Origin of the sequence: Pseudoalteromonas sp. SG43-7, from assembly GCF_014164295.1 — a bacterium.
In the GTDB taxonomy this organism is placed as follows: domain Bacteria; phylum Pseudomonadota; class Gammaproteobacteria; order Enterobacterales; family Alteromonadaceae; genus Pseudoalteromonas; species Pseudoalteromonas rhizosphaerae.
This window is the reverse complement of sequence record NZ_JACJEY010000070.1, coordinates 1-21508: the sequence shown is the minus strand read 5'-3', so window position 1 is coordinate 21508 and position 21508 is coordinate 1. Positions and strand designations below refer to the sequence as shown.

Here is a 21508-nt window from a genome sequence, read left to right as displayed (position 1 = left end):
TCACCACAGAGATTAAGAAACGCTGCGCTTTAGAGAAGTAATTGTAAAAATAGGTGCTAGGAAGTGGCTAGGGTGTATTCGAAGCAAGTGGCGCTTTTCTCATTTGCTCTCATTCTACTCTTTGTGCAGAAAGGTTTTTGATTGTGGGCATTACTTGTAGGCGAGTGGCTTGCCACCGCGAAAATAATCTCATTGTCGCGAGGTAAACTCGCTGCTACCAATGCGTAGGTGCGGGTTTACCCCGCGCAATTAGATTAAAGTTCTGTCAGTGATTAATTCACCACCGAGAACACAGAGTTCACAGAGAAGAAATAAGTGATTTTTTACTTTGGTTTCTCTGTGTAGCGCGCAGCGCCTTTGTGCCCTCGGTGGTAAAATAAGTTTGTTTGTGTAAATGTATAAACAGTCGCGAGATAAACTCGCTGCTACCAATATGTAGCCGCGGGGTTACCCCGCGCAATAGATTAAAGTTCTGTCAGTGATTAATTCACCACCGAGTTCACAGAGAAGAAATAAGTGATTTTTTACTTTGGTTTCTCTGTGTAGCGCGCAGCGCCTTTGTGCCCTCGGTGGTAAAATAGGTTTATCGGTGTAAATGTATAAACAGTCACGAGGTAAACTCGCTGCTACCAATACGTAGGCGCGGGGTTACCCCGCACAATAGATTCAAGTTCTGTCAGTGATTAATTCACCACCGAAAACACAGAGTTCACAGAGAAAAAATAAGTGATTTTTTACTTTGGTCTCTCAGTGTAGCGCGCAGCGCCTTTGTGCCCTCTGTGGTAAAATAGGTTTATCGGTGTAAATGTATAAACAGTCGCGAGGTAAACTCGCTGCTACCAATACGTAGGCGCGGGTTTACCCCGCGCAATAGATTCAAGTTCTGTCAGTGATTAATTCACCACCGAGAACACAGAGAAAAAATAAGTGATTTTTTACTTTGGTTTCTCTGTATAGCGCGCAGCGCCTTTGTGCCCTCGGTGGTAAAATAGATTTGTCGGTGTAAATGTATAAACAGTCACGAGGTAAACTCGCTGCTACCAATGCGTAGTCGCGGGTTTACCCCGCGCAATAGATTCAAGTTCTGTCAGTGATTAATTCACCACCGAGAACACAGAGTTCACAGAGAAGAAATAAGTGATTTTTTACTTTGGTTTCTCTGTGTAGCGCGCAGCGCCTTTGTGCCCTCGGTGGTAAAATAGGTTTGTTTGTGTAAATGTATAAACAGTCGCGAGGTAAACTCGCTGCTACCAATACGTAGCCGCGGGGTTACCCCGCGCAATAGATTCAAGTTCTGTCAGTGATTAATTCACCACCGAGTTCACAGAGAAGAAATAAGTGATTTTTTACTTTGGTTTCTCTGTGTAGCGCGCAGCGCCTTTGTGCCCTCGGTGGTAAAATAAGTTTATCGGTGTAAATGTATAAACAATCACGAGGTAAACTCGCTGCTCCCAATACGTAGGCGCGGGTTTACCCCGCGCAATTAGATTAAAGTTCTGTCAGTGATTAATTCACCACCGAGAACACAGAGAACACAGAGAAAAAATAAGTGATTTTTTACTTTGGTTTCTCTGTGTAGCGCGCAGCGTCTTTGTGCCCTCGGTGGTAAAATAAGTTTATCGGTGTAAATGTATAAACAGTCACGAGATAAACTCGCTGCTACATACACGTAAGTGCGGGCTTTTAGTAGTTTTTAGGTTTTAGGTTTTAGCGAATGCAAAATTTCTTTCTCGATATAATCACTGTTATGCACAACCAATTATGGTTTTACTTACTCACTGTTGGCTTAGTGAGCCTGTGTATTGGCAGTTTTTTGAATGTAGTTATTTACCGGTTGCCGATAATGATGCAGCGTGAATGGCAAACAGAATGCCGTGTTTTACTGGCTGACGATTTAAAACCTACAAAAGCTGATAATACAGAAACTGAGTTTAATCTGATCAAGCCCAACTCGACCTGCCCAAAATGCAAAACGGCAATTAAGCCTTGGCAAAACATTCCTGTTATTAGCTGGTTATTGTTAAAAGGTCGCTGCGCCAGTTGCAGTAACCCAATTTCAGTACGTTACCCAATTGTTGAAATGCTTACTGCGGTTTTAAGCTTAATAGTGGCCTACACCTTTGGCGTGACTGAGCAGGCACTACTGTATATTTTAATTACTTGGGTGCTCGTCGCCCTGACCTTTATTGACATTGATCATATGCTACTGCCTGACCAACTCACCTTACCTTTAGTCTGGTTAGCATTAATTGCTGCGGTAATGGGCATCACTATCTCCCCAACAGATGCCATTATTGGTGTAGCATGTGGTTACTTAAGCCTCTGGAGCGTATTTTGGCTATTTAAACTGCTCACCGGTAAAGAAGGCATGGGCTATGGTGATTTTAAATTACTGGCGGTATTTGGCGCATTGCTTGGCTGGCAATCATTACTCACCATTGTTTTATTATCGAGTGTAGTAGGCGCTATTATTGGTATCGCGTTATTGAGTATTCAAGGCAAAGATAAAGCCACGCCAATTCCATTTGGGCCTTATTTAGCCATTGCTGGTTGGGTTACTTTGTTATGGGGCACACAGATCCAAGTATTTTATTTTAATTTGTTAGGTTATTAATATGCATGCATCCACTCATAAACCGATGAAAAATTGGGTGCTGGGCTTAACCGGCGGTATTGGTTGCGGAAAAAGCGCCGTTAGTGCCATGTTTGAAAAACTCGCTATTACCGTGGTTGATGCTGACATTATTGCACGCCACGTAGTCAAACCGCATAGCCCTGGTTTAGCTGCCATTAGTGAGCATTTTGGTGCCCAAGTGCTAAACCCCGACGGCAGTTTAAACCGGGCGCAATTACGTGAGATTATTTTTGCTGATACAGCGCAAAAAACTTGGCTTAATAATTTGCTGCATCCACTGATCCGTGAAAAAATCCTTACTGATTTACACTCTGCAAACAGCGCATATGTGGTGCTCGTCGCACCACTGTTATTTGAAAATGGTCTTGAGCAATATTGTGATCGCACTTTAGTGATTGACGTTCCTGTAGAAATACAACTCAAGCGTACTATCGCCCGCGATAACACCTCTGAGCAGCAAGCACGCAGTATTATCGCCGCACAAATGTCACGCGAGGATAAACTCCACCGAGCTGACGATGTGATTGATAACAACCGCCCATTGCATTTGGTTGAGCAGGATATAATGCAGCTTCATCAAAACTACTTACAACTAACGACTAACGACTAAAGCTAACTAATAAAGATGATAACGGTTGTGATAAACAAAAACTTTTTAGCTTTTTGTTGTCAAATTACCTTAAATCGACAAGACTGATGTTATACCATTCTTTTTTCTGATAAATTGCTGGCTATGAAAGGATCTAACCAAGGTGCGCAATGAATATTAATTCACCATTACTTAGAAAGTTTATTACGCTTGGCCGTATTGACGCAGAAACAGTCAAACTCAAACAACGTGAGTATGGCTCAACTGCAGAGTTGATCGCAAAATGCAGCGGTATTGATGGTCATGAACTTGCCGAGCAATGTATCGACTTATTCCGAGTGCCTTATTTTGATATACGTGAGTTTGACGTCGAGCTGATCCCAAAAGAGCTTGTTAAAGAAAAACTGATCAAAGATCATCATATTCTGCCTTTAATTAAAAAAGGCCGTAAACTCTACATTGCCGCGTCGGATCCTACTGATTATGGTGCTTTTGAAAACTTTGAATTCAGTACAGGGCTTGCTTGTGAGGTGGTCGTTGTTGATTATCGCCAGCTTGAAGCCAAAATAGATCAACTGCTTGATGCGTCGGGCAGTTTAAATTTAAGTGATGAAGAATTTAAAGAATTTAGTGATTTAGATACCGAAAGCCCTCGCGAAATACAAAACAACGGCGAAGACGAAAAAGACGATGCCCCAATTATCGTCTACATCAATAAAATTTTGATGGATGCAATTAAAAAAGGCGCCTCGGATTTACACTTTGAACCTTACGAACATAAATACCGCGTGCGTTTTCGTATCGATGGCATTTTACATGAAATGGCCAGCCCGCCGAACAGCTTAGCCACGCGTTTATCAGCGCGGATAAAAGTAATGGCACGCTTAGATATTGCCGAAAAACGCAAACCACAAGATGGCCGTATCAAACTTAAAATCACCGAACGTAAAAGTATCGATTTCCGGGTAAGTACGCTGCCGACTTTGTGGGGCGAAAAAATCGTAATGCGTATCCTTGATTCATCCAGTGCCATGCTTGGCATTGATGTACTGGGTTATGAACCTGAGCAGAAAAAACTCTATATGGATGCGCTGCAACAACCGCAAGGCATGATTTTAGTTACCGGCCCTACCGGCTCGGGTAAAACAGTATCACTTTACACTGGTTTGAATATTCTTAACCAACCAGAGCGTAATATCAGCACTGCAGAAGATCCGGTTGAGATTAACCTTGAAGGTATCAACCAAGTACAAATTAACCCGCGCGCAGAGATGACCTTTGCTAATGCGCTAAAAGCGTTTTTACGTCAAGATCCTGATGTGGTGATGGTCGGTGAGATCCGTGATCTTGAAACCGCTGAAATTTCTATCAAAGCGGCGCAAACTGGTCACTTGGTATTATCGACCTTACATACTAACTCAGCACCTGAAACCCTAACCCGTTTACTTAATATGGGTGTACCTGCTTATAACGTTGCCAGCTCGATTAGCTTAATTATCGCACAGCGCTTAGCTCGACGTTTATGCCCTAAATGTAAAGCACCTGAAAGCTTGCCGGACGAAGAGTTACAACGCCAAGGTTTTAGCCCTGAACAAATAACTGAACTCACTTTATTTGCACCCAAAGGCTGCGATAGCTGCACTGATGGCTACAAAGGTCGTGTGGGTATTTATGAAGTAATGCAGATTACTCCAGAAATAGCGCAAATCATTATGCGTGGCGGTAATTCACTAGAAATTGCTGAAGTATCGTTAAAGTCAGGCTTTAATAACTTGCGTTTATCAGGCCTCAGAAAAGCTGCCGCCGGTATGACTTCATTAGCCGAGATAAACCGAGTAACTAGTTTTTAAGATCCTAAAACCTAGCTTTCTAGGTTTTAGAGTTATAAATCGTAAACAATATGTATGAGAAGATGTTATGCCAACAGTTGTAAGCTGCCCAACGTGTAAAACCCAAGTCGAATGGTCAGAAAAAAGTCCGCACCGCCCTTTTTGTTCAAAACGCTGTCAGTTAATTGATTTAGGCGAATGGTCGTTTGAAAACAATAAAATCTCTGCACCAATAACCTCTGCAGATGATTTAAGCCAAGATATGATTGAAGATATTGAAGCTATGCTTGCTAAAAACGACGATGATTTTTTCAAGTAAGCCTGAAGTAATTGAAAAATAGGGGCTAGGTTTTAGGTAGTAGCTAGGTTCTAGTATTCGAAGCTCGCAGCCCGTGGCGAGGTAAACTCGCTGCTACCAATACGTAGGCGCGGGTTTACCCCGCGCAAACTCCAATTAACTACTTTGCTGTTAACCAAGCTTCCAAACCAAAAACACCAACGCAAAGCCAACTAAATAAATCAGTCCTAACCAGCTCAAGCTTTGTATTACTTTGGAATGCTGAATACTTGGCACTGAGCGAACTAAGCTGAAGTTCAGCCATGCAAAAATCGGCGTGGTCAAAAATGCTAGCGTCATAGCAAAAGTAAGCATAGGGCCAAGGGCTGATTTAAAGAATAAGATCACCGCCATCCCCGCCAAAGACTGTACTATCAACCAGATATTTAAGCTGTGCTTACTTTGTTTAAAACCTAATAACTTGTGTGATTCGTTTAATGTGCGGGCGTAGCCATCAAGCACGGTTAAAGTTGTGCCAAACATACACAAAAACGCGATAATTGAAACTAATGGTCGTGCCCATTCACCTATGGTAAGGGCATACATATCAATAAGCTGTTTAGCAAATGCCACGCCGCCGAGCTCTATATTCGCGCTTTGCCCGTATTGCACTAGCACACCAAGTGAAAAGAATACTAATGCCAGCCCTGCGGTTAACCAATAACCTAAATTAAAATCAAATAACCCCTGCGCTCTAGTTACCGTTTGTTGGCTTTGTTTTTCTTTAAGCCACAATGAGCTTAATGCTGAGATTTCAATCGGTGCAGGCATCCAGCCCATCAATGCCACCATAAAACCCAGCATAGCAAGTTCATAGGGAGATGGGCCAACGTAATCAGCAGGTGCCATTGGGCCGTTACTAAATGCAATAGCTAGGGCAATGACTGTTGCTAGTGTAAGTAGCCCCATAATAGCCTTGGCGACGTTATCGAGTGCTTTAAAGTGCCCGAGTAATAAAATGACTAAGCAAACGGCGAGGATCAACCAACACAGTAAAGTCACTGAAATAGCAATAGGTAAAGCGTAGTGTAATAAACTGGCCGTTAATAGCAGCACACCAGCAGTATTGACCACCGCAGCAATAATATTTAAGCCAATAAAACTATAAAAAAACCATGGGCCTTTACTTTGATAGCCTTCAACTAAGCTTTTTTTTGTGGCTAGCGTGTACTCGATACCAAAGCGGAAAAATGGATACTTAAGCACGTTAACAACGAGGATTAACCAAAATAGCTGCCAGCCAAAAATAGCCCCTGCTTGCGTTGATGCCACTAAATGTGAGCCACCAATTGCAGCGGTCGCCATTAAAATACCGGGACCTAGTGCGTTTAAACGAGTTTGCCAAATTGATACTGCTGACTGCATCTGTGTACTTATTACTTATGGTTAATAATAAGCAAGTTACAGCGTTTTAATTAAGAAATAAAGAGTAAAGCGGAGGTTTAGAGGACTAGTCCTTTAGATGTAAATCGCTAGATCCTAGTTGCCTAAGATCTAGCGTCTTTATTATTTAACGTAGGTCCATTTCTTGAATAATTTCATGAGCAATTTCAGGTGTAGTGCTCACCGGTTTTTCATGTAAATTGGCTTTAATTTGGCCTTTACGATGCTTTAGTGCTGCATCGAGTTTTTTAGCCGCGTTTGCAATAGCTGGATAAAGAACTTCGTTCTCACCTTTAACGGATAAACGCGCGCCTTCGTATATGGTACTGATTTCTGCTTGGAGCTTATGATGCTCTTTTGAAAGAATGATATCTAGTGCGATCAGAGATGGAAAATGACTCGCAATTTTTGAAAATTTTTCGTTGATGTGCTCTCTAATAGAGTCAGTAACGTCAACATGGTGACCAGAAAGATTAATTTTCATAGGGTATCCTTTTTTATGTTACCTCATAACTAGTATTGGGGGCTATTTAGATTAACACAAGGCAGAAAAGCATAAATATGAAATTTATTTGTTATTACAGCTGATGTAGATCAATTTAGTCACATTAAATATGCAAAAGCCCGCGCATGGCGGGCTTTCAGCGTGTCACTTGATTTGTATATTAAGTATACGAACAACAGTAATCAGCAAAGTCAGTCACTTTTACTTGAAAGGTAACGTTAGCATCAACGTTAAAAGACTCCCCTGCTGACATCGTTTGCCATTTCGTCTCACCAGGGAGTAATACATCCCACTGGCCGCCGTTTAATTCCATCAATTCTTTTTTGCTCGTAGCAAATTCAAACTCACCCGGTTGCATAAAACCTAACGTTTTAGTACTGCCATCAGCAAAAACCACGGTACGACTTGATACTTTACCGTCAAAATATACGTTCGCTGTTTTAACAACACTTACATTATCAAACTGAGACATCCTCACTCCTGTTTATAGTATTTATAATTTGATTACCCCCACAGTGCCTGATACTCAAAAAGCTTGCAAGGGAAGAGTCATAGTAATGAAAAATACTCATGGGCTTCGGGCTTACATTGTAGGTCGTGCTTTAGCGCGTAAAATGCTTAAGAGTTAAATAAATAATTAAATCACCGCTTTTTTAGCTGTGATAAACAGTGGTAACGCCTAAATAATTCGCCGAAGCGAAATGGTTGTTTTTTTGCTCTGCAAAAAAAGACAACTTGCGGAGGTAGTATTAATTTGATTGTTATGAGTTTTTAACATGATGTAAATACTGGCTTAATACAATATGCAACCATGCAATACTGAATTCGAGATCGCTACCTCTAGATTTAGGCATCATATAGTGATCATAGCTAGATACCATTTCAGTAAATGCTTCTATTTTTTCGTCTATGCATTTAGGTTCAACAGCATGAGCCATTTTATTTCTTATTGCATTTAACTCTTTGAGAAAAGGCCAAATTTCCAGCTTTATATCTTTCTGTACAAGGGCCCAGCAAAGATTGAGTTTTTGAGCAAACATCGTATTTTGGCCAATTTTTATTTCTAGAGGGTTCCCCTGTGCTAGTTTCTCTTTGAGCAAATCAGTAAGTAACTCCTCTATCAGAAGGTGCCCCTTTAACACAATAAGCGCACTATCAGCCCCAGCGGGAAGAAGCTTCATAAATCGAGCTGATTTTTCTGCTAGCTCTACCTGTGATTCCATAATTCACTCTAACTCATAACATTTTATAATGCGCTAATCGTTAATATTCCTGCTGATTTAACGCTCATCTTTCTAAATTATTATAGTTTTAACAAATTAGCTAAGATATTACTATCACTAAGTTTTTGTTCAGCTTAAAGCAAAATCAGATAAGGCAATTTGAACACCATACAATCGGGGCTAAAGCACCCTCCTACGGCTTTTCCCTAGCACTGCGCCTCAGACTTAAAACTGATAGCTGACGGCTTAAAGCTTACAGCTCTGTATAAAAAAGCCCGCGCTGTGTAACCACAGTGCGGGCTTTTAAATTTCAATCGTAAAAATTAAAACAATTCGTTAGCTTTGTTTACGATGTTTTCTACCGTGAAGCCAAAGTGCTCAAACAGCTCATTTGCAGGGGCTGACTCACCAAAGGTGGTCATACCTACTACTGCGCCGTTTAGGCCTACGTATTTATACCAGTAGTCTGCAATGCCTGCCTCTACTGCTACGCGGCGTGAAACTGCAGCTGGTAATACGCTTTCTTTGTATGCAGCATCTTGCGCATCAAATGCATCTGTTGATGGCATTGATACAACGCGTACTTTTTTACCTTGCTTACGTAGTTCTGCCGCTGAATCTTGTGCTAATTGCACCTCAGAGCCAGTTGCGATTAAGATAAGCTCAGGCTCGCCATCACAGCTCAGTACATAACCACCTTTTTTAACGTCGCTTAATTGCTGCGCTGAGCGAGTTTGCTGCTCAAGGCCTTGGCGAGTAAAGATAAGTGATGTTGGACCATCTTGGCGCTCAATCGCTTGTTGCCATGCAATCGCAGACTCAACTTGGTCACACGGGCGCCAGTTAACTAGGTTTGGCGTTAAACGCATGCTAGCAATTTGCTCTACTGGTTGGTGAGTTGGACCATCTTCACCTAAACCGATTGAATCGTGGGTGTATACAAAAATGCTTGGCACTTTCATAAGTGCAGCCATGCGTACTGCATTACGTGCATATTCCATAAACATTAGGAAAGTTGCGCCGTAAGGAATAAAACCTTTATGCAGTGCAATACCATTCATAATCGCCGACATACCAAACTCACGAACACCGTAATAGATGTAGTTACCGCTGGCATCATCGCGTGTTAAGCCTTTAGAGCCTTTCCAAATAGTCAGGTTAGAACCCGCTAAATCAGCTGAGCCGCCCATAAATTCAGGCAGTAATGGGCCAAATGCATTCAGTGCGTCTTGCGATGCCTTACGTGATGCTGGGTTTGCTGGATTTGCGTCTAGTTGCTCAATATATGCTTGTGATTTTTCAGCCCAATCTGCTGGCAACTCACTACTAGTACGGCGTTTAAATTCAGCGGCTAGTTCTGGGTGTGCAGCGGCGTACGCGGCAAATTTTTCATCCCAGTTAGCTTCAAGTTGTTTACCCTTTTCTTTGCCATCCCATTGTGCATAAATATCAGCTGGGATTTCAAATGCTTCACCAGTCCAACCAAGGAACTCGCGTGCTGCTTTGATTTCGTCTTCACCTAGTGGTGCGCCGTGACAATCATGGCTACCTGATTTATTTGGTGAACCATAACCGATAACTGTTTTACAACAAATTAGTGTTGGCTTGTCGGTGATGCTGCGTGCTTCTTCGATGGCTGCGCGGATAGCGTCAGAGTCATGGCCATCAACGTCACTTACTACATGCCAACCGTAGGCTTTAAAGCGTGCAGGTGTATCGTCGCTAAACCAACCTTCAACTTCACCATCAATTGAAATACCGTTGTCATCCCAAAATGCAACAAGCTTACCTAGGCCTAATGTGCCGGCAAGTGAACATGCTTCATGAGAAATACCTTCCATTAAGCAACCATCGCCTAAGAAAGTATATGTGTGGTGATCAACAATATCATGACCTTCGCGGTTAAATTGCGCGGCTAATGCTTTTTCAGCAATCGCCATACCTACCGCGTTAGTGATCCCTTGACCAAGTGGGCCCGTAGTAGTCTCAATACCTGGCGCATACCCATATTCTGGGTGTCCAGGTGTTTTTGAATGCATTTGACGGAAGTTTTTAATTTCCTCAATTGGTAAATCATAACCACTTAAATGCAATAGAGAATAAATAAGCATTGAACCGTGGCCATTGGAAAGTATAAATCGATCTCTATCTACCCACTCTGGATTTGTTGGATTGTGGTTTAGATAATCGCGCCATAGTACTTCTGCGATATCAGCCATGCCCATAGGGGCTCCAGGGTGGCCTGATTTGGCCTTTTGTACTGCGTCCATTGATAAGACGCGAATAGCATTTGCAAGTTCTTTGCGAGACGGCATGGATTCTCCTACCTTTACTGTATTTGCGCTGGTTATTGTGTGTATTCATTTGAAGATCCATTCTTACTTATTGTAGGGGCTGTATGCAATTAAAAACCTGATTAAATTGGGCATTATGAATTTTTTTTAAGAACAAAAAGTTATTAGTAATTTTATTTAGACGTCTAGGCGTAAAAACACTATGCAACTATCGTTGTTTTAGATAAAATACGCCCCTAAATTTTTTAGCGCTCTTACCGACGTTTGTGAAGCGCAATATTTGTGAGCAAAGACAATGGCAAAACATTTATTTACTTCTGAATCTGTTTCTGAAGGTCATCCGGATAAAATCGCGGACCAAATCTCTGACGCGGTACTAGATGCCATCTTAGAACAAGATTCTCATGCCCGTGTTGCGTGTGAAACTTACGTAAAGACTGGTATGGTTATGGTTGGTGGTGAAATCACTACTAGCGCATGGGTTGATATCGAAGAAATCACACGTAAAACTGTACGTGAAATTGGCTACACTCATTCTGATATGGGTTTTGATGCCGACTCGTGTGCAATTTTAAACACGATTGGTAAGCAGTCTCCTGACATCAACCAAGGTGTTGACCGTACTAGCCCAGAAGAACAAGGCGCTGGCGACCAAGGCCTAATGTTTGGTTACGCATGTAATGAAACTGAAGTATTAATGCCTGCACCAATCACTTACTCACACCGTTTAGTACAGCGTCAAGCGCAAGTACGTAAAAGCGGCGAGCTAAACTGGTTACGTCCTGATGCAAAATCACAAGTTACTTTTGCATATGAAAACGGCAAGCCAGTAGGTATTGACGCTGTGGTACTTTCTACTCAACACAGTGAAGACATTTCACAAAAAGATTTAGTAGAAGCTGTGATGGAAACAATTATCAAGCCGGTACTGCCTGCTGAGCTTATCACTAGTGCAACTAAGTTTTTCATTAACCCGACTGGCCGTTTTGTAATCGGTGGCCCAATGGGTGACTGTGGTCTTACTGGTCGTAAAATTATCGTTGATACCTATGGCGGCATGGCTCGTCACGGTGGCGGTGCATTCTCAGGTAAAGATCCATCAAAAGTTGACCGTTCAGCTGCGTACGCTGCACGTTACGTTGCTAAAAACATCGTTGCTGCGGGCCTTGCTGACAAATGTGAGCTACAAGTTTCTTACGCAATCGGTGTTGCAGAGCCAACGTCAATCAGTGTTGAAACATTTGGTACCAGCAAGCTTGAAGAATCACGTTTAATTGAATTGATTCGTGAACACTTTGACTTACGTCCATATGGCTTAATTAAAATGCTTGATCTTGAGCGCCCTATTTATCTACCAACTGCAGCTTACGGGCATTTTGGTCGTGATGAATTCCCTTGGGAACGCACAGATAAAGCAGACGCACTTCGCGCAGCAGCTGGTCTTTAATATTAGCCATTGTGTGAATACAAAAAAGCGCCAATTGGCGCTTTTTTTATGCCTGCTGATTATGTTGTTGTAAATGCGTAGGTTATTGTCGCGAGGTAAACTCGCTGCTGCCAGACGTAGGCGCGAGTTTACCCCGCAAAATTAAAACTAGGTTCTAGGAAGTGGCTAGGAGTTAGGGCGTGTTCGAAGCCAGTGGTATTTCCCCCCTTATTCACTACTCTTGGTGCAAACCTATTCTTTAATAATTTCACCACAGAGTTCATAGAGGAAAACCTGTAAGTAATTAACTTTACTTTTGTCTTCTCGGTGTAGCGCACAGCGCCTACTACCCTCGGAGGTAAATAGGCTTGTCGCCATAAATGGCGACCTACAGGAGCGCGGTGGATATTACTTGTAGCCGAGTGGCTTGCCACCGCGAAGGATAAAGTGTTTATCGCGAGATAAACTCGCTGCTACCAGACGTAGGCGCGGGTTTACCCCGCGCAATTAAAGCTCGGTTCTAGAAAGTGACTTGGGTGTATTCGAAGCTTGTCGCTCAAAGCCTGTAACGTTTTGCCTAACTTCCTAACCTATCAATGTAATTATCTTTTCATACCCAGCCACAGCCCATACAATAAATAACACTATCAGTGCTAATGTCACAGCCGCTGAAGCAATATCTTTCGCTCGCCCTGATAACACATGATATTCAACACCGACTCGATCTGTTAATGCTTCAATTGCTGAATTTAGCAACTCAACAATCAACAATAACAAAAAGCTGATTATAAGTATCACCCAGTGCTGTAATGATTGCGCTAGCCAAAATGATAATGGCAATAATACAAGCCCTAGCGCAAGCTCATTACGAAAGGCCGACTCTTCCTTAAATGCGGCTTTAAAACCTTTAATTGAGCATTTAGTTGCTTTTAAAATACGCCCAATTCCTATGCCGTTGGGTTTGTTTACTAAGTTAATTTCTGGTTTAGTCATTTTATGATCTTTAGCGTGTAAGTGTTGCTTATCGGGTGATGGGTAAAACCATTACCTTAATCCATGCCTTGAGTTAATAACTGCCAAGCTGTCGCCATATACTGGGTATATGCTTGCTCTGTCTGTGCATCAATTTCAACAAATTGCGATGGTGTTGTCGGTAAAAGCTGAGTTTTATCCCGCTCATTAACCCTATAATACTCATAAAGCGCCGATAAATCACCACGCCAGAGCTGTTCATTGTGACGTATTGTTTGAAAACCAAATACCCTCCTATCTGGCGCTGCATTAAATAATGATTGTCCCATGCTATAAAACTGAGTATTTGCTGGCGCAATTAAATCTAATAATGTTGGAGCGATATCCATATGGCTTGCCACTTGTTGCGCAGGCACTAAATCTGCACTAACACCTTTGCCATAAATCACTATCGGCACATGAGTTAACTCATATAAATTTGGGCGCTGATGAAAGTTACGGCGACTATAATGATCCCCGGTAATGACAAATAATGCATCTGGATAACGTTGCTCCATCTTAGCCACAAACTCACCCAGCATTTTATCTGCATACCATAAGTGCCCTAATACATAAGGATCTAATAACTCCCCAGCTAATTTATTTATCTCAGCTGGATAATCTGCAACCGACTTATAAGGGTAGTTATATTTATCTAAATCGAGATTAAACGGGCCATGATAACTACCTGAGAGGATCACATTAAAACTTTTTTTCGTTGTTTTTTCTGCTACCAAATCAAATAGCTGACCATCATCAATGCCCCAGACACCGGCGCTACCTTTACCACCAGCATCGGTAGCTGAATAGACCTTATCAACACCTTGGGATAGAACGTACTCACCGACATTTTGCCACGATAATAAACCACCATAAAAAAACTGGCTGGTGTACCCTAACTGCTCGAATTGATTAAATAACGATAGCTTGCTACTTGGGTTTTGTGGCCCAATCAAACTCATATTAACCCCTGCATAAGGGATCCCAGATACAATACTGGATAGCGAATTCATGGTACTGCTAGCTGCAGGTAAAACGTTATCTAGGTAAATACCTTTACTAGCTAGGTTTTTTAACTGATTAGTTAAATTAAGTGCAGCATACTTTTGTTGTAACGGCCAAGAATCATAACTTTCCATAACAATTACAAATACCTGTGACGGTGCAGCTAACAAAGGCGCTGTCGTATGTTTACTCAGCGCATTTAAAGGTAAGGCATCAAGCCCTGAGTTATGGCTTAAATATGGATTTTCACCGTTTACGCCATGGCTTTGTAGATCGTTGTAATCTTTAATGGCATAAAAAAAGCTGCGAAATGGATTGATCACCAAATTATTAATAAATGGGTCCGGCGTTACCGCAGACCACTTTCGTGATGCCGGACGAGACTCAAAAGAACCACGAATAGCACAGATAAATAACACCACAATGATGCTAATTAACAACGTACGCTTCCATTTACAGTCAGTAAAAATGCGCTGTAAAAAGCTATTCGACTGCTTATCAACGCGCTCGCATAACTTAAATGCAACCACCAACAGTGCTAATAACCCCAGAAAACTACCCCATGGCCGATATTGTTCAATCACGGTTAAAGCAATTGCTTGCTGATCATCGTGCAACCCTTCAAACATAAAGTAATTGAATTGGCTACCGTACTCTGCAATATACGTAATACTGGTTATACAGAGTAAAATAGCGACTACAAAAAAAAGCTTACCCGTAAAGTTACGCACCATTCTTACCCAATGACCTAAGCGCATCGGCTGTAAAATACAATTTAATAAAAAAGGAATGCTAAAACACACACCACTGGCAGCTGAGTCAAAAGCAAACCCTGTTTCTAAGGTGTTTAAAATAACGTTAAGATCAATTGGTGTGGTGATCCGGTCATGAAAGTAGACTAAAAAGAAAACCCGAAAGCTCATAAACAATAGAACACCCGCTAGCCATAATGTAGCGATGCGCCAACTTTCGTTAACAAATGAAAACCAACGGCTTGATCCTGCAACTGATGATGCAAACACTTTACGGTCCTTAAAGTAGTATGTTCCCAGCGCGGGAGTATTACCGATTTAAGTTACAGCAACAATATTTTTTTTGTAATTATTTGTAATAAAAGTTCAATTAAACAAAGTAGTAACAAGGAGTTGACTAGCTATCCAGATTATACCAATTGTTAGAATTAACACGCTATTGTTTATTGATGTGACTACAATTACCAACTTGGCTTACTTGCTGATTGGTTTGATAGGTTTTATTGATTAGGCGTAATTTAAGAGCAAGCAAGGTATGCATTGCACTTTCTAATCCCACTTTATTGCTTAGCCAATGCGGAATTGCACCACCAGGATTAGCGTATATTTCATATGTTATAGTTAACAATGATTGCCCTTCACTGCTATGTTGAGTTAATAACCAATGTGCTTTTAGATCAGTGATACGGATCACAGCTTGGCGCTTTGCAAGCTCCCCTGTTTTTGCTGTAATCGTTAACTTAGTCTGGGTGCCGTTCAGTTGTTGGTAGCATGAGTAACTAACCATATCGCGATCAGTGAGTGGCCACGGCGACTCAAACTCGGTATGTACAATAGTTTCTGAGGGACTTAATCGCTCCAACACTTTCACATGGGTAACATTATCAATCCATAACGGCGCGCTGTTAGTATCACTTAGCAATGTCATAAAGTCATTGGCCGTGACACCTTCAATAGTGATCTCAGCCTGCACTTCAAAAATACCATTATCATGTTTTTTGTAGTACACACTTGCACCATCATGCTGTTTCCAGAGTTGCCAATGCTGAACATCACTGAGCGCATCGGCACTAAAGAGCAGCATTAGTAATAATACCCGCCGTACCATGTGTATTCCCTATGTACTGGCTTAAACGCGATTACTGCCAGTAAGGTGATATTTTATATGAAGCTAAGCGGCTTTGTTCCATTGCGTCGACCAAGAATTCAGACTTTCTTTCAAGCCAGCTTTGAATTTTTGCCAGCTCTTCATCATCTTGTCCTGCACATAACTGCTTTAGATACTCAAGCGTGCTGAGCTCGTACATGCCGTGTGAAATATCTAACCATGGAATACGAAACTCACTGCGTTCATCTTTTTCAAATAACGAACCTAAACAGTTACCACTGAGTAAGCTGTTTTCTAAACGCATACGTAAATCCAAGTAATCCTTAACAGTCAGTGTTTTTTGTTCTGGCAGTAACTGATGAAGGTCTTGCCAATCTTTTTCAAATAATCGATTAGCAATCTCAGCGACTGGTTTTTCAGCTGCTTGAAACTGTACTTGCCCCCAACTTTTACGCCATTGCTTATCCACCAGCCAGGTGGTTAAAGACAATAATAAGCGGTTATAGCGAGCGCTATGAAACAACCGATTAATATCATCAATACTTGGCTGTAGCTCTTTTAAGTCATTAATAACTTGCGTTAACTCAGGTGCACTGTTGATTTTTTTATAGTATGCGTGGCGCTTAGATGTGTAGGTTTTTAGTTGAATCGCGTTTTCAACCCATGCTAATTCACTTAATAGCCATTTTAGCTCGGTGCGTAATAGCTCGGTGGTGTTTTTATCAACAATATCGTCAAATAACCAAAACGTATGACGGATTAAACTAATACCATCGGTCACTCGTTTCAGAGTCTTTAAACTCGGTTTATCGAAATAACACTGTTCATGTTTTTGTACAAAACGAATACCAAAGCCAATTGCGGCTATAAGTGCTTGCTCTTGTGTTGCATATTTAGGTAACGATACAAAGCCAATTGATTTACTTGGCTTAAGTGGTTTTTCATCCGCAAGGCGATAACCACGAGCTGCTTTAGAATATAGCCCTAATCGAATATTACTTTGACTCACTAACTTATCTGCTAAAGCAAATAATTCATCGCGGCTGCCTTCAACCAGTTCAATTTCAAGCTCACAAATTGGCTCCATCAAACCCGATGCAGATACTTCACCTTTATCTAACACTACTTCAATTTTAGCGCCACTGTCGGTTTCAATAAGCCAAGTACGACGAATGAAGTTAGTACTAAAAATAGGATAAAGATTAGCGGCAATTGCACTTATTTGCATACCATGCGGCCAAATACTGGCATCAAATGCAGTTATATTTGGTCGGCTACTTTCCAGCGGTAAATTATATTCAGGTCGTTGATGCAACCCGCCCATAACTTCTCCAGCAAGCTTGATAGTTTGCTCACATTGATTATCAGCACAGCGGGTACGAAAACCGATATCGAGCGCTCTTAATTCACGGCTTGGCGTGTCAAAATAAGCATTTTGTAAACTACGCGAAGGTTTATTAGTAACCGTTTTTGCAAATTGAGTAATTAACGCGGGGATCAGTGGGATTACGGCGTCTGACACCAAAAACTTCAGTTCTATCTCAGTATCCATTAGGCTTGAGGATTACCTTTAAAATAAATAAGAGCTCAAAATAAACAAAGCTGCCCAACATTGCAAATTTTTTAGCTTATTTGAATCAGCAAACAGCAGCCATGATTACAATATCAGTCTTGCTATTAGCGCGCTAAATCCATACTATCTCAATACTTAACTATGAATAATACGATTGCTGTCCCACAGACGGTTACATTAACAGGGTAGATTGATGTTTAAACATTCTTTATTAGCTTTGCTATTCGCAGCGGCCGCATTTATGAGTCACGCAGAAGAAAGCAATTCAGCTAGCGATGCAAACACCGCTTATATAGTCGATAATCTTTATACATTTATGCACTCTGGCGCGAGTAAAAATTATCGCATTATTGGCTCTGTTGATGCTGGTACAAAGCTAACCCAGCTATCTGCTGAAGAAAATGGCTTTGTTAAAGTTATTGATGATAAAGAACGAGAAGGCTGGGTAGAAGCTAAATTTGTTTCTAAAACTCCAGGTATTCACCAACAATACCGCACACTCAGTGCTGAAATGGCATCAATGCAAGAGCAACTTCGTCAAGCACAGATTGAATTACCGCAGCTACAAGAGCAAAGCCAAACTTTAACTGACCAAAATAGTGCTCTATCAGAGCAGATTGCTAAATTAAAAAGTACCTTAGAAGCTGAACGCACTGAAAAACAACAAGCCGGTGCAAAAGAAAAACGTCAGCTACTAACTTATGGCGGAGCAATTGCCTTCATAGGTTTATTTTTAGGTATTATTTTGACTATCGTATTATCGCGCCGCAAACGTTACGACGGCTGGGCGTAAAACCTTATACCCCGTATAACAGTAATAACTTAGGTTTATCTAAATAAAAGCCGATGCATAATCGGCTTTTCATACTCAAAGAAACTCCCCCTATAATAATGTATATTTTTCAAACAACATAAAACTATGTTTTGTTCAATGTTTTCAGCATTATTCCCCATCTATATTAACCTATTTCATTTTTACCCGTTAAATATTTACTAGAATATTATTTCATCTTTGTATAATGTAACAAAATACTTGTCCCTAAATGGTGCAGTGAGGGAACCTAATTTAGACGTATAAAAGGATTTAACGATGGCGCAACAACACACCGTCGCACAAGGCGAAACACTGCTACGCATAGCACGCCAATATGGTTATAAAACCTCAACAGCATTATATAACCATCCCAGTAATGCGGAGTTTAAAGCACTACGGCCCGATCCTAATTTAATTTTTCCGGGTGATATCATCAATATTCCACCTAAAAAAGAAAAGTTTATGCCGCTGCGCGCTAACAGTCTAAATACGTTTGTTGTACAAAACGAAAAAGAATATTTTCGCCTGCAAATAATTCATGAAGATGGTGATGACATTACCGGCAAACGTATTGTACTCAACATAGGTAGCCAAGCAATCGATACCGTTCTGCAAAGTGATGGGCTTATCGAAGTAGAGCTTAATAATAACGACGCACTTACTGGCACGGTCGATTTATATTTAAAAGCAGGCGAAACTACACCCACTAAAAGCTTTGCGGTACAAATAGGCAATCTAGATCCAATCGACACGCTTTCTGGCGTGCAGGGACGTTGTAATATGTTGGGGTTTAATTGCGGCAAGGTTGATGGCATTAATGGTGCAAAAACCAAAGCGGGTGTGAGGGAATTTCAACAAGCGCAACAACTACAGGTAGACGGCATTGCAGGGCCGGTTACTAAAAGCCGTCTTGTTTATGTTTATGGAGCCTAAGTTATGAGCCAAGCAATGCCCATGGCAGTCAATAAAGTTAACACACTGGTTATAAAAACAAATGTTGGTGCGTTACAAAAAAATATTATAGTTAAAGTGGTTGGTGATGTAGCTATAAAAGCGCAGTTGTTTAGCCAAGGTAGTACGGTTGACTTAGAGCAACAGGGCAATCAACAATACCACTTTAAAAACCTGTCACAACAAGCGCTTTATACTTTAAAAGTAATTATAGCGGGCGAGGCAGAGTTAACCCTTATTAACGAACAAAGCTTTGCAGATTATTTCGACCTGTTAAAGGTTCGGTCATTCAATATTGGTGAAAAAGGCGGGCCGCAATTACTTGAACATAAAATATTACCAAAAGGTCATATTGAAATAACCTTGCTCGCAGAGCCCCCTAGCTTTGGTGTATTTTTTGATGGCACGGGGAATAACCGCCTTAACGACATACAAGATTCAACCGACGCGAATGAACCGACTAATGTGGTTAAGTTGTTTGAGTTATATCCCTTTCAAAAATATCAATCACGCTATTATGTTGAAGGTATTGGCACTAAAGCAAATGAAAGCGATTCAACCTTAGATATGGGTTTGGCGTTTAGTTTTGATGAGCGAATTAGAGAGACTCTAGTCACAACAGTTCAATTTTTCAAAGAATACTCAAAGATGAGCATTGGATTTCTGGACGTATTTGGTTTTAGCCGTGGCGCAGCGCAAGCGCGGGCATTTGTTAATCAAGTGAATGCGATTTATAAAAATAATCCACACTATTGGGGCGGTATTAAGCCCGTTATCCGCTTTGTTGGCTTATTTGACAGTGTTGCCTCTATTGGTGGTGATGGTGACAACAACCACAGTGAGTTTTATGCCAATAATGAACTTGATTACCCCGTTAACTTACATCTAGCAAGTAGTAGTGCGGGGTTTGTAATGCATTTGGCGGCATTTGATGAAAAGCGTGATAAATTTCCACTCAGCTCATTACGTACCCGTAATAAGCAGCTCCTTAAAAACCAGCAAGAGATTGAATTACCGGGTGTGCACTCAGATATTGGCGGCGGTTATGGCCCCGTAGAAACAACCATATTATACCCGTGGCAATATATTGCTGGGCAAGCCGGAGAGCCAGAGCACGATAAAGAATTAGCGCAGCTTAAAAAGTCACTTGAGCAAAAATATTATTGGCCAACAATTAATATTGAGTTTAAAGCAAGTAGGCCAAGGATGAACAGAAAGCCAAAGCGAATTCGTAATGAATCAGAGTATACGGTTTATACCGGCTATAAACCGTATTGGCGGCGCAATTTAAATAATACCTTACCCCATTATAGCCTAGCGCTAATGCATGAAACGGCGGTTAACCAAGGCGTGCCAATACAAAGCTTAACGGAACTTGCTAACCGCAAACAAGCTGACGGCCAAGCTATACCTTATATTTTACCTAACGAGCTTAAAGCACTGGTTGATAGCGCCCGTAGCTTTGGCCCACAAAGTGATGCCTGGCAGGCTTTATATAAAGATTACATCCACCACAGTGTTAAATATTCAGCAACGATTGATGCGATTGCTCATGGCCCTGAAGAAGACGCTGAATTCACCACTAAAAACCAACAACGTGAGCTTTTTTACAATCAGCCAGAACAAGCTGAAAAGAGTGAGCAATGGCAATTACAATTAATAAATGGATATAGATTATGGACAAAATCTTAAAGTTACTTCTTACTAGCTTGTTTGCTGTATTACTAGACGGCTGTGCAACAACAGGTGAAATCGACTATATGGTTGTATCGGGTTCAACAGATGAAGGCAATAATATATTTGTGACTTTAATTAAGTTTGATGACAAGTGGGATGTACCCGCAGGAACTATGTCTTGTTGTCGAGCCACAGCGGGAGCTATGGTTGGTGTTTACGATCAAAAATTCCCAGAAAAAGTAGCGGTTGAGTGGTTAGATAAGTCAGAGAACAGAATTTACTACGGTGAACTGGCAATAAATAAAAATGGTTATAAATTAGCTAAAAATTTACCTGCTTATGCATGGATAAGCACAGGAGAAGTAGAAGAAAATATCAGGCCTTATTTAATTGTTG

The 21508-nt window shown here is 41.2% G+C and carries 18 protein-coding genes; 9 read left to right on the top strand and 9 right to left on the bottom strand.

Going from position 1 to position 21508, the window contains the following annotated elements:
- Nucleotides 1-1714 precede the first annotated feature (1714 nt).
- From H5200_RS20840 to yacG, 4 genes are all read left to right on the top strand, one after another.
- Nucleotides 1715-2614 carry an A24 family peptidase gene (locus H5200_RS20840; protein ID WP_182762474.1) on the top strand — a complete coding sequence of 300 codons (900 nt, stop codon included), beginning with the start codon at nucleotides 1715-1717 and terminating at the stop codon, nucleotides 2612-2614.
- A 1-nt stretch (nucleotide 2615) separates the two neighbouring features.
- Complete coding sequence (gene coaE, locus H5200_RS20835; protein ID WP_182762472.1) at nucleotides 2616-3245, top strand: dephospho-CoA kinase; 630 nt, start codon at nucleotides 2616-2618, stop codon at nucleotides 3243-3245.
- Nucleotides 3246-3394: 149 nt separating this feature from the next.
- Nucleotides 3395-5074, top strand: coding sequence for a type IV-A pilus assembly ATPase PilB (pilB, locus tag H5200_RS20830; protein ID WP_182762470.1), 1680 nt, complete (start codon nucleotides 3395-3397; stop codon nucleotides 5072-5074).
- A 67-nt stretch (nucleotides 5075-5141) separates the two neighbouring features.
- Nucleotides 5142-5372, top strand: a complete 231-nt coding sequence (yacG, locus tag H5200_RS20825; RefSeq protein ID WP_149981349.1) for a DNA gyrase inhibitor YacG — start codon at nucleotides 5142-5144, stop codon at nucleotides 5370-5372.
- Nucleotides 5373-5522: 150 nt separating this feature from the next.
- Here the strand turns inward: yacG and H5200_RS20820 are convergent, their stop codons facing one another.
- From H5200_RS20820 to tkt, 5 genes are all read right to left on the bottom strand, one after another.
- Complete coding sequence (locus tag H5200_RS20820; protein WP_182762476.1) at nucleotides 5523-6695, bottom strand: NRAMP family divalent metal transporter; 1173 nt, start codon at nucleotides 6693-6695, stop codon at nucleotides 5523-5525.
- 205 nt (nucleotides 6696-6900) lie between these two features.
- Entirely contained in the window at nucleotides 6901-7257 is a 357-nt protein-coding gene (hpf, locus tag H5200_RS20815) for a ribosome hibernation-promoting factor, HPF/YfiA family (RefSeq protein WP_145235189.1), read from the bottom strand.
- A 181-nt stretch (nucleotides 7258-7438) separates the two neighbouring features.
- Entirely contained in the window at nucleotides 7439-7750 is a 312-nt protein-coding gene (locus H5200_RS20810) for a pyrimidine/purine nucleoside phosphorylase (RefSeq protein WP_145235187.1), read from the bottom strand.
- 289 nt (nucleotides 7751-8039) lie between these two features.
- On the bottom strand, nucleotides 8040-8501 hold the full coding sequence (locus H5200_RS20805; RefSeq protein ID WP_182719521.1) for a hypothetical protein: 462 nt from the start codon (nucleotides 8499-8501) through the stop codon (nucleotides 8040-8042).
- A 323-nt stretch (nucleotides 8502-8824) separates the two neighbouring features.
- Entirely contained in the window at nucleotides 8825-10816 is a 1992-nt protein-coding gene (gene tkt, locus H5200_RS20800; protein WP_182762468.1) for a transketolase, read from the bottom strand.
- A 274-nt stretch (nucleotides 10817-11090) separates the two neighbouring features.
- On the opposite strand from tkt, the gene metK reads away from it, so the two are divergent.
- Nucleotides 11091-12242, top strand: a complete 1152-nt coding sequence (metK, locus tag H5200_RS20795) for a methionine adenosyltransferase (RefSeq protein WP_149981353.1) — start codon at nucleotides 11091-11093, stop codon at nucleotides 12240-12242.
- A 564-nt stretch (nucleotides 12243-12806) separates the two neighbouring features.
- On the opposite strand, the gene H5200_RS20790 is transcribed toward metK, so the two are convergent.
- The 4 genes from H5200_RS20790 to H5200_RS20775 all read right to left on the bottom strand — a co-directional run bounded on the left by H5200_RS20790 (nucleotide 12807) and on the right by H5200_RS20775 (nucleotide 17649).
- Complete coding sequence (locus tag H5200_RS20790; RefSeq protein WP_182719523.1) at nucleotides 12807-13214, bottom strand: diacylglycerol kinase; 408 nt, start codon at nucleotides 13212-13214, stop codon at nucleotides 12807-12809.
- A 56-nt stretch (nucleotides 13215-13270) separates the two neighbouring features.
- A complete protein-coding gene (locus H5200_RS20785; protein ID WP_182762466.1) occupies nucleotides 13271-15259 on the bottom strand; it encodes an LTA synthase family protein in 1989 nt (662 codons plus the stop codon).
- Between the two features lie 166 nt (nucleotides 15260-15425).
- Nucleotides 15426-16097, bottom strand: coding sequence for an START domain-containing protein (locus H5200_RS20780; protein WP_182719525.1), 672 nt, complete (start codon nucleotides 16095-16097; stop codon nucleotides 15426-15428).
- A 31-nt stretch (nucleotides 16098-16128) separates the two neighbouring features.
- Nucleotides 16129-17649, bottom strand: coding sequence for a CYTH and CHAD domain-containing protein (locus tag H5200_RS20775; RefSeq protein WP_182719526.1), 1521 nt, complete (start codon nucleotides 17647-17649; stop codon nucleotides 16129-16131).
- Between the two features lie 214 nt (nucleotides 17650-17863).
- Here H5200_RS20775 and H5200_RS20770 point away from each other — a divergent pair, with 214 nt between their 5' ends.
- From H5200_RS20770 to H5200_RS20755, 4 genes are all read left to right on the top strand, one after another.
- Complete coding sequence (locus tag H5200_RS20770) at nucleotides 17864-18463, top strand: TIGR04211 family SH3 domain-containing protein (protein ID WP_149981356.1); 600 nt, start codon at nucleotides 17864-17866, stop codon at nucleotides 18461-18463.
- Nucleotides 18464-18760: 297 nt separating this feature from the next.
- Nucleotides 18761-19417 carry a peptidoglycan-binding protein gene (locus tag H5200_RS20765; RefSeq protein WP_182719527.1) on the top strand — a complete coding sequence of 219 codons (657 nt, stop codon included), beginning with the start codon at nucleotides 18761-18763 and terminating at the stop codon, nucleotides 19415-19417.
- Nucleotides 19418-19420: 3 nt separating this feature from the next.
- A complete protein-coding gene (locus H5200_RS20760; protein WP_182762465.1) occupies nucleotides 19421-21127 on the top strand; it encodes a DUF2235 domain-containing protein in 1707 nt (568 codons plus the stop codon).
- On the top strand, nucleotides 21112-21508 hold a 397-nt coding region (locus H5200_RS20755; protein WP_182719529.1), incomplete at its 3' end, for a DUF2931 domain-containing protein. The genes H5200_RS20760 and H5200_RS20755, both read left to right, overlap by 16 nt.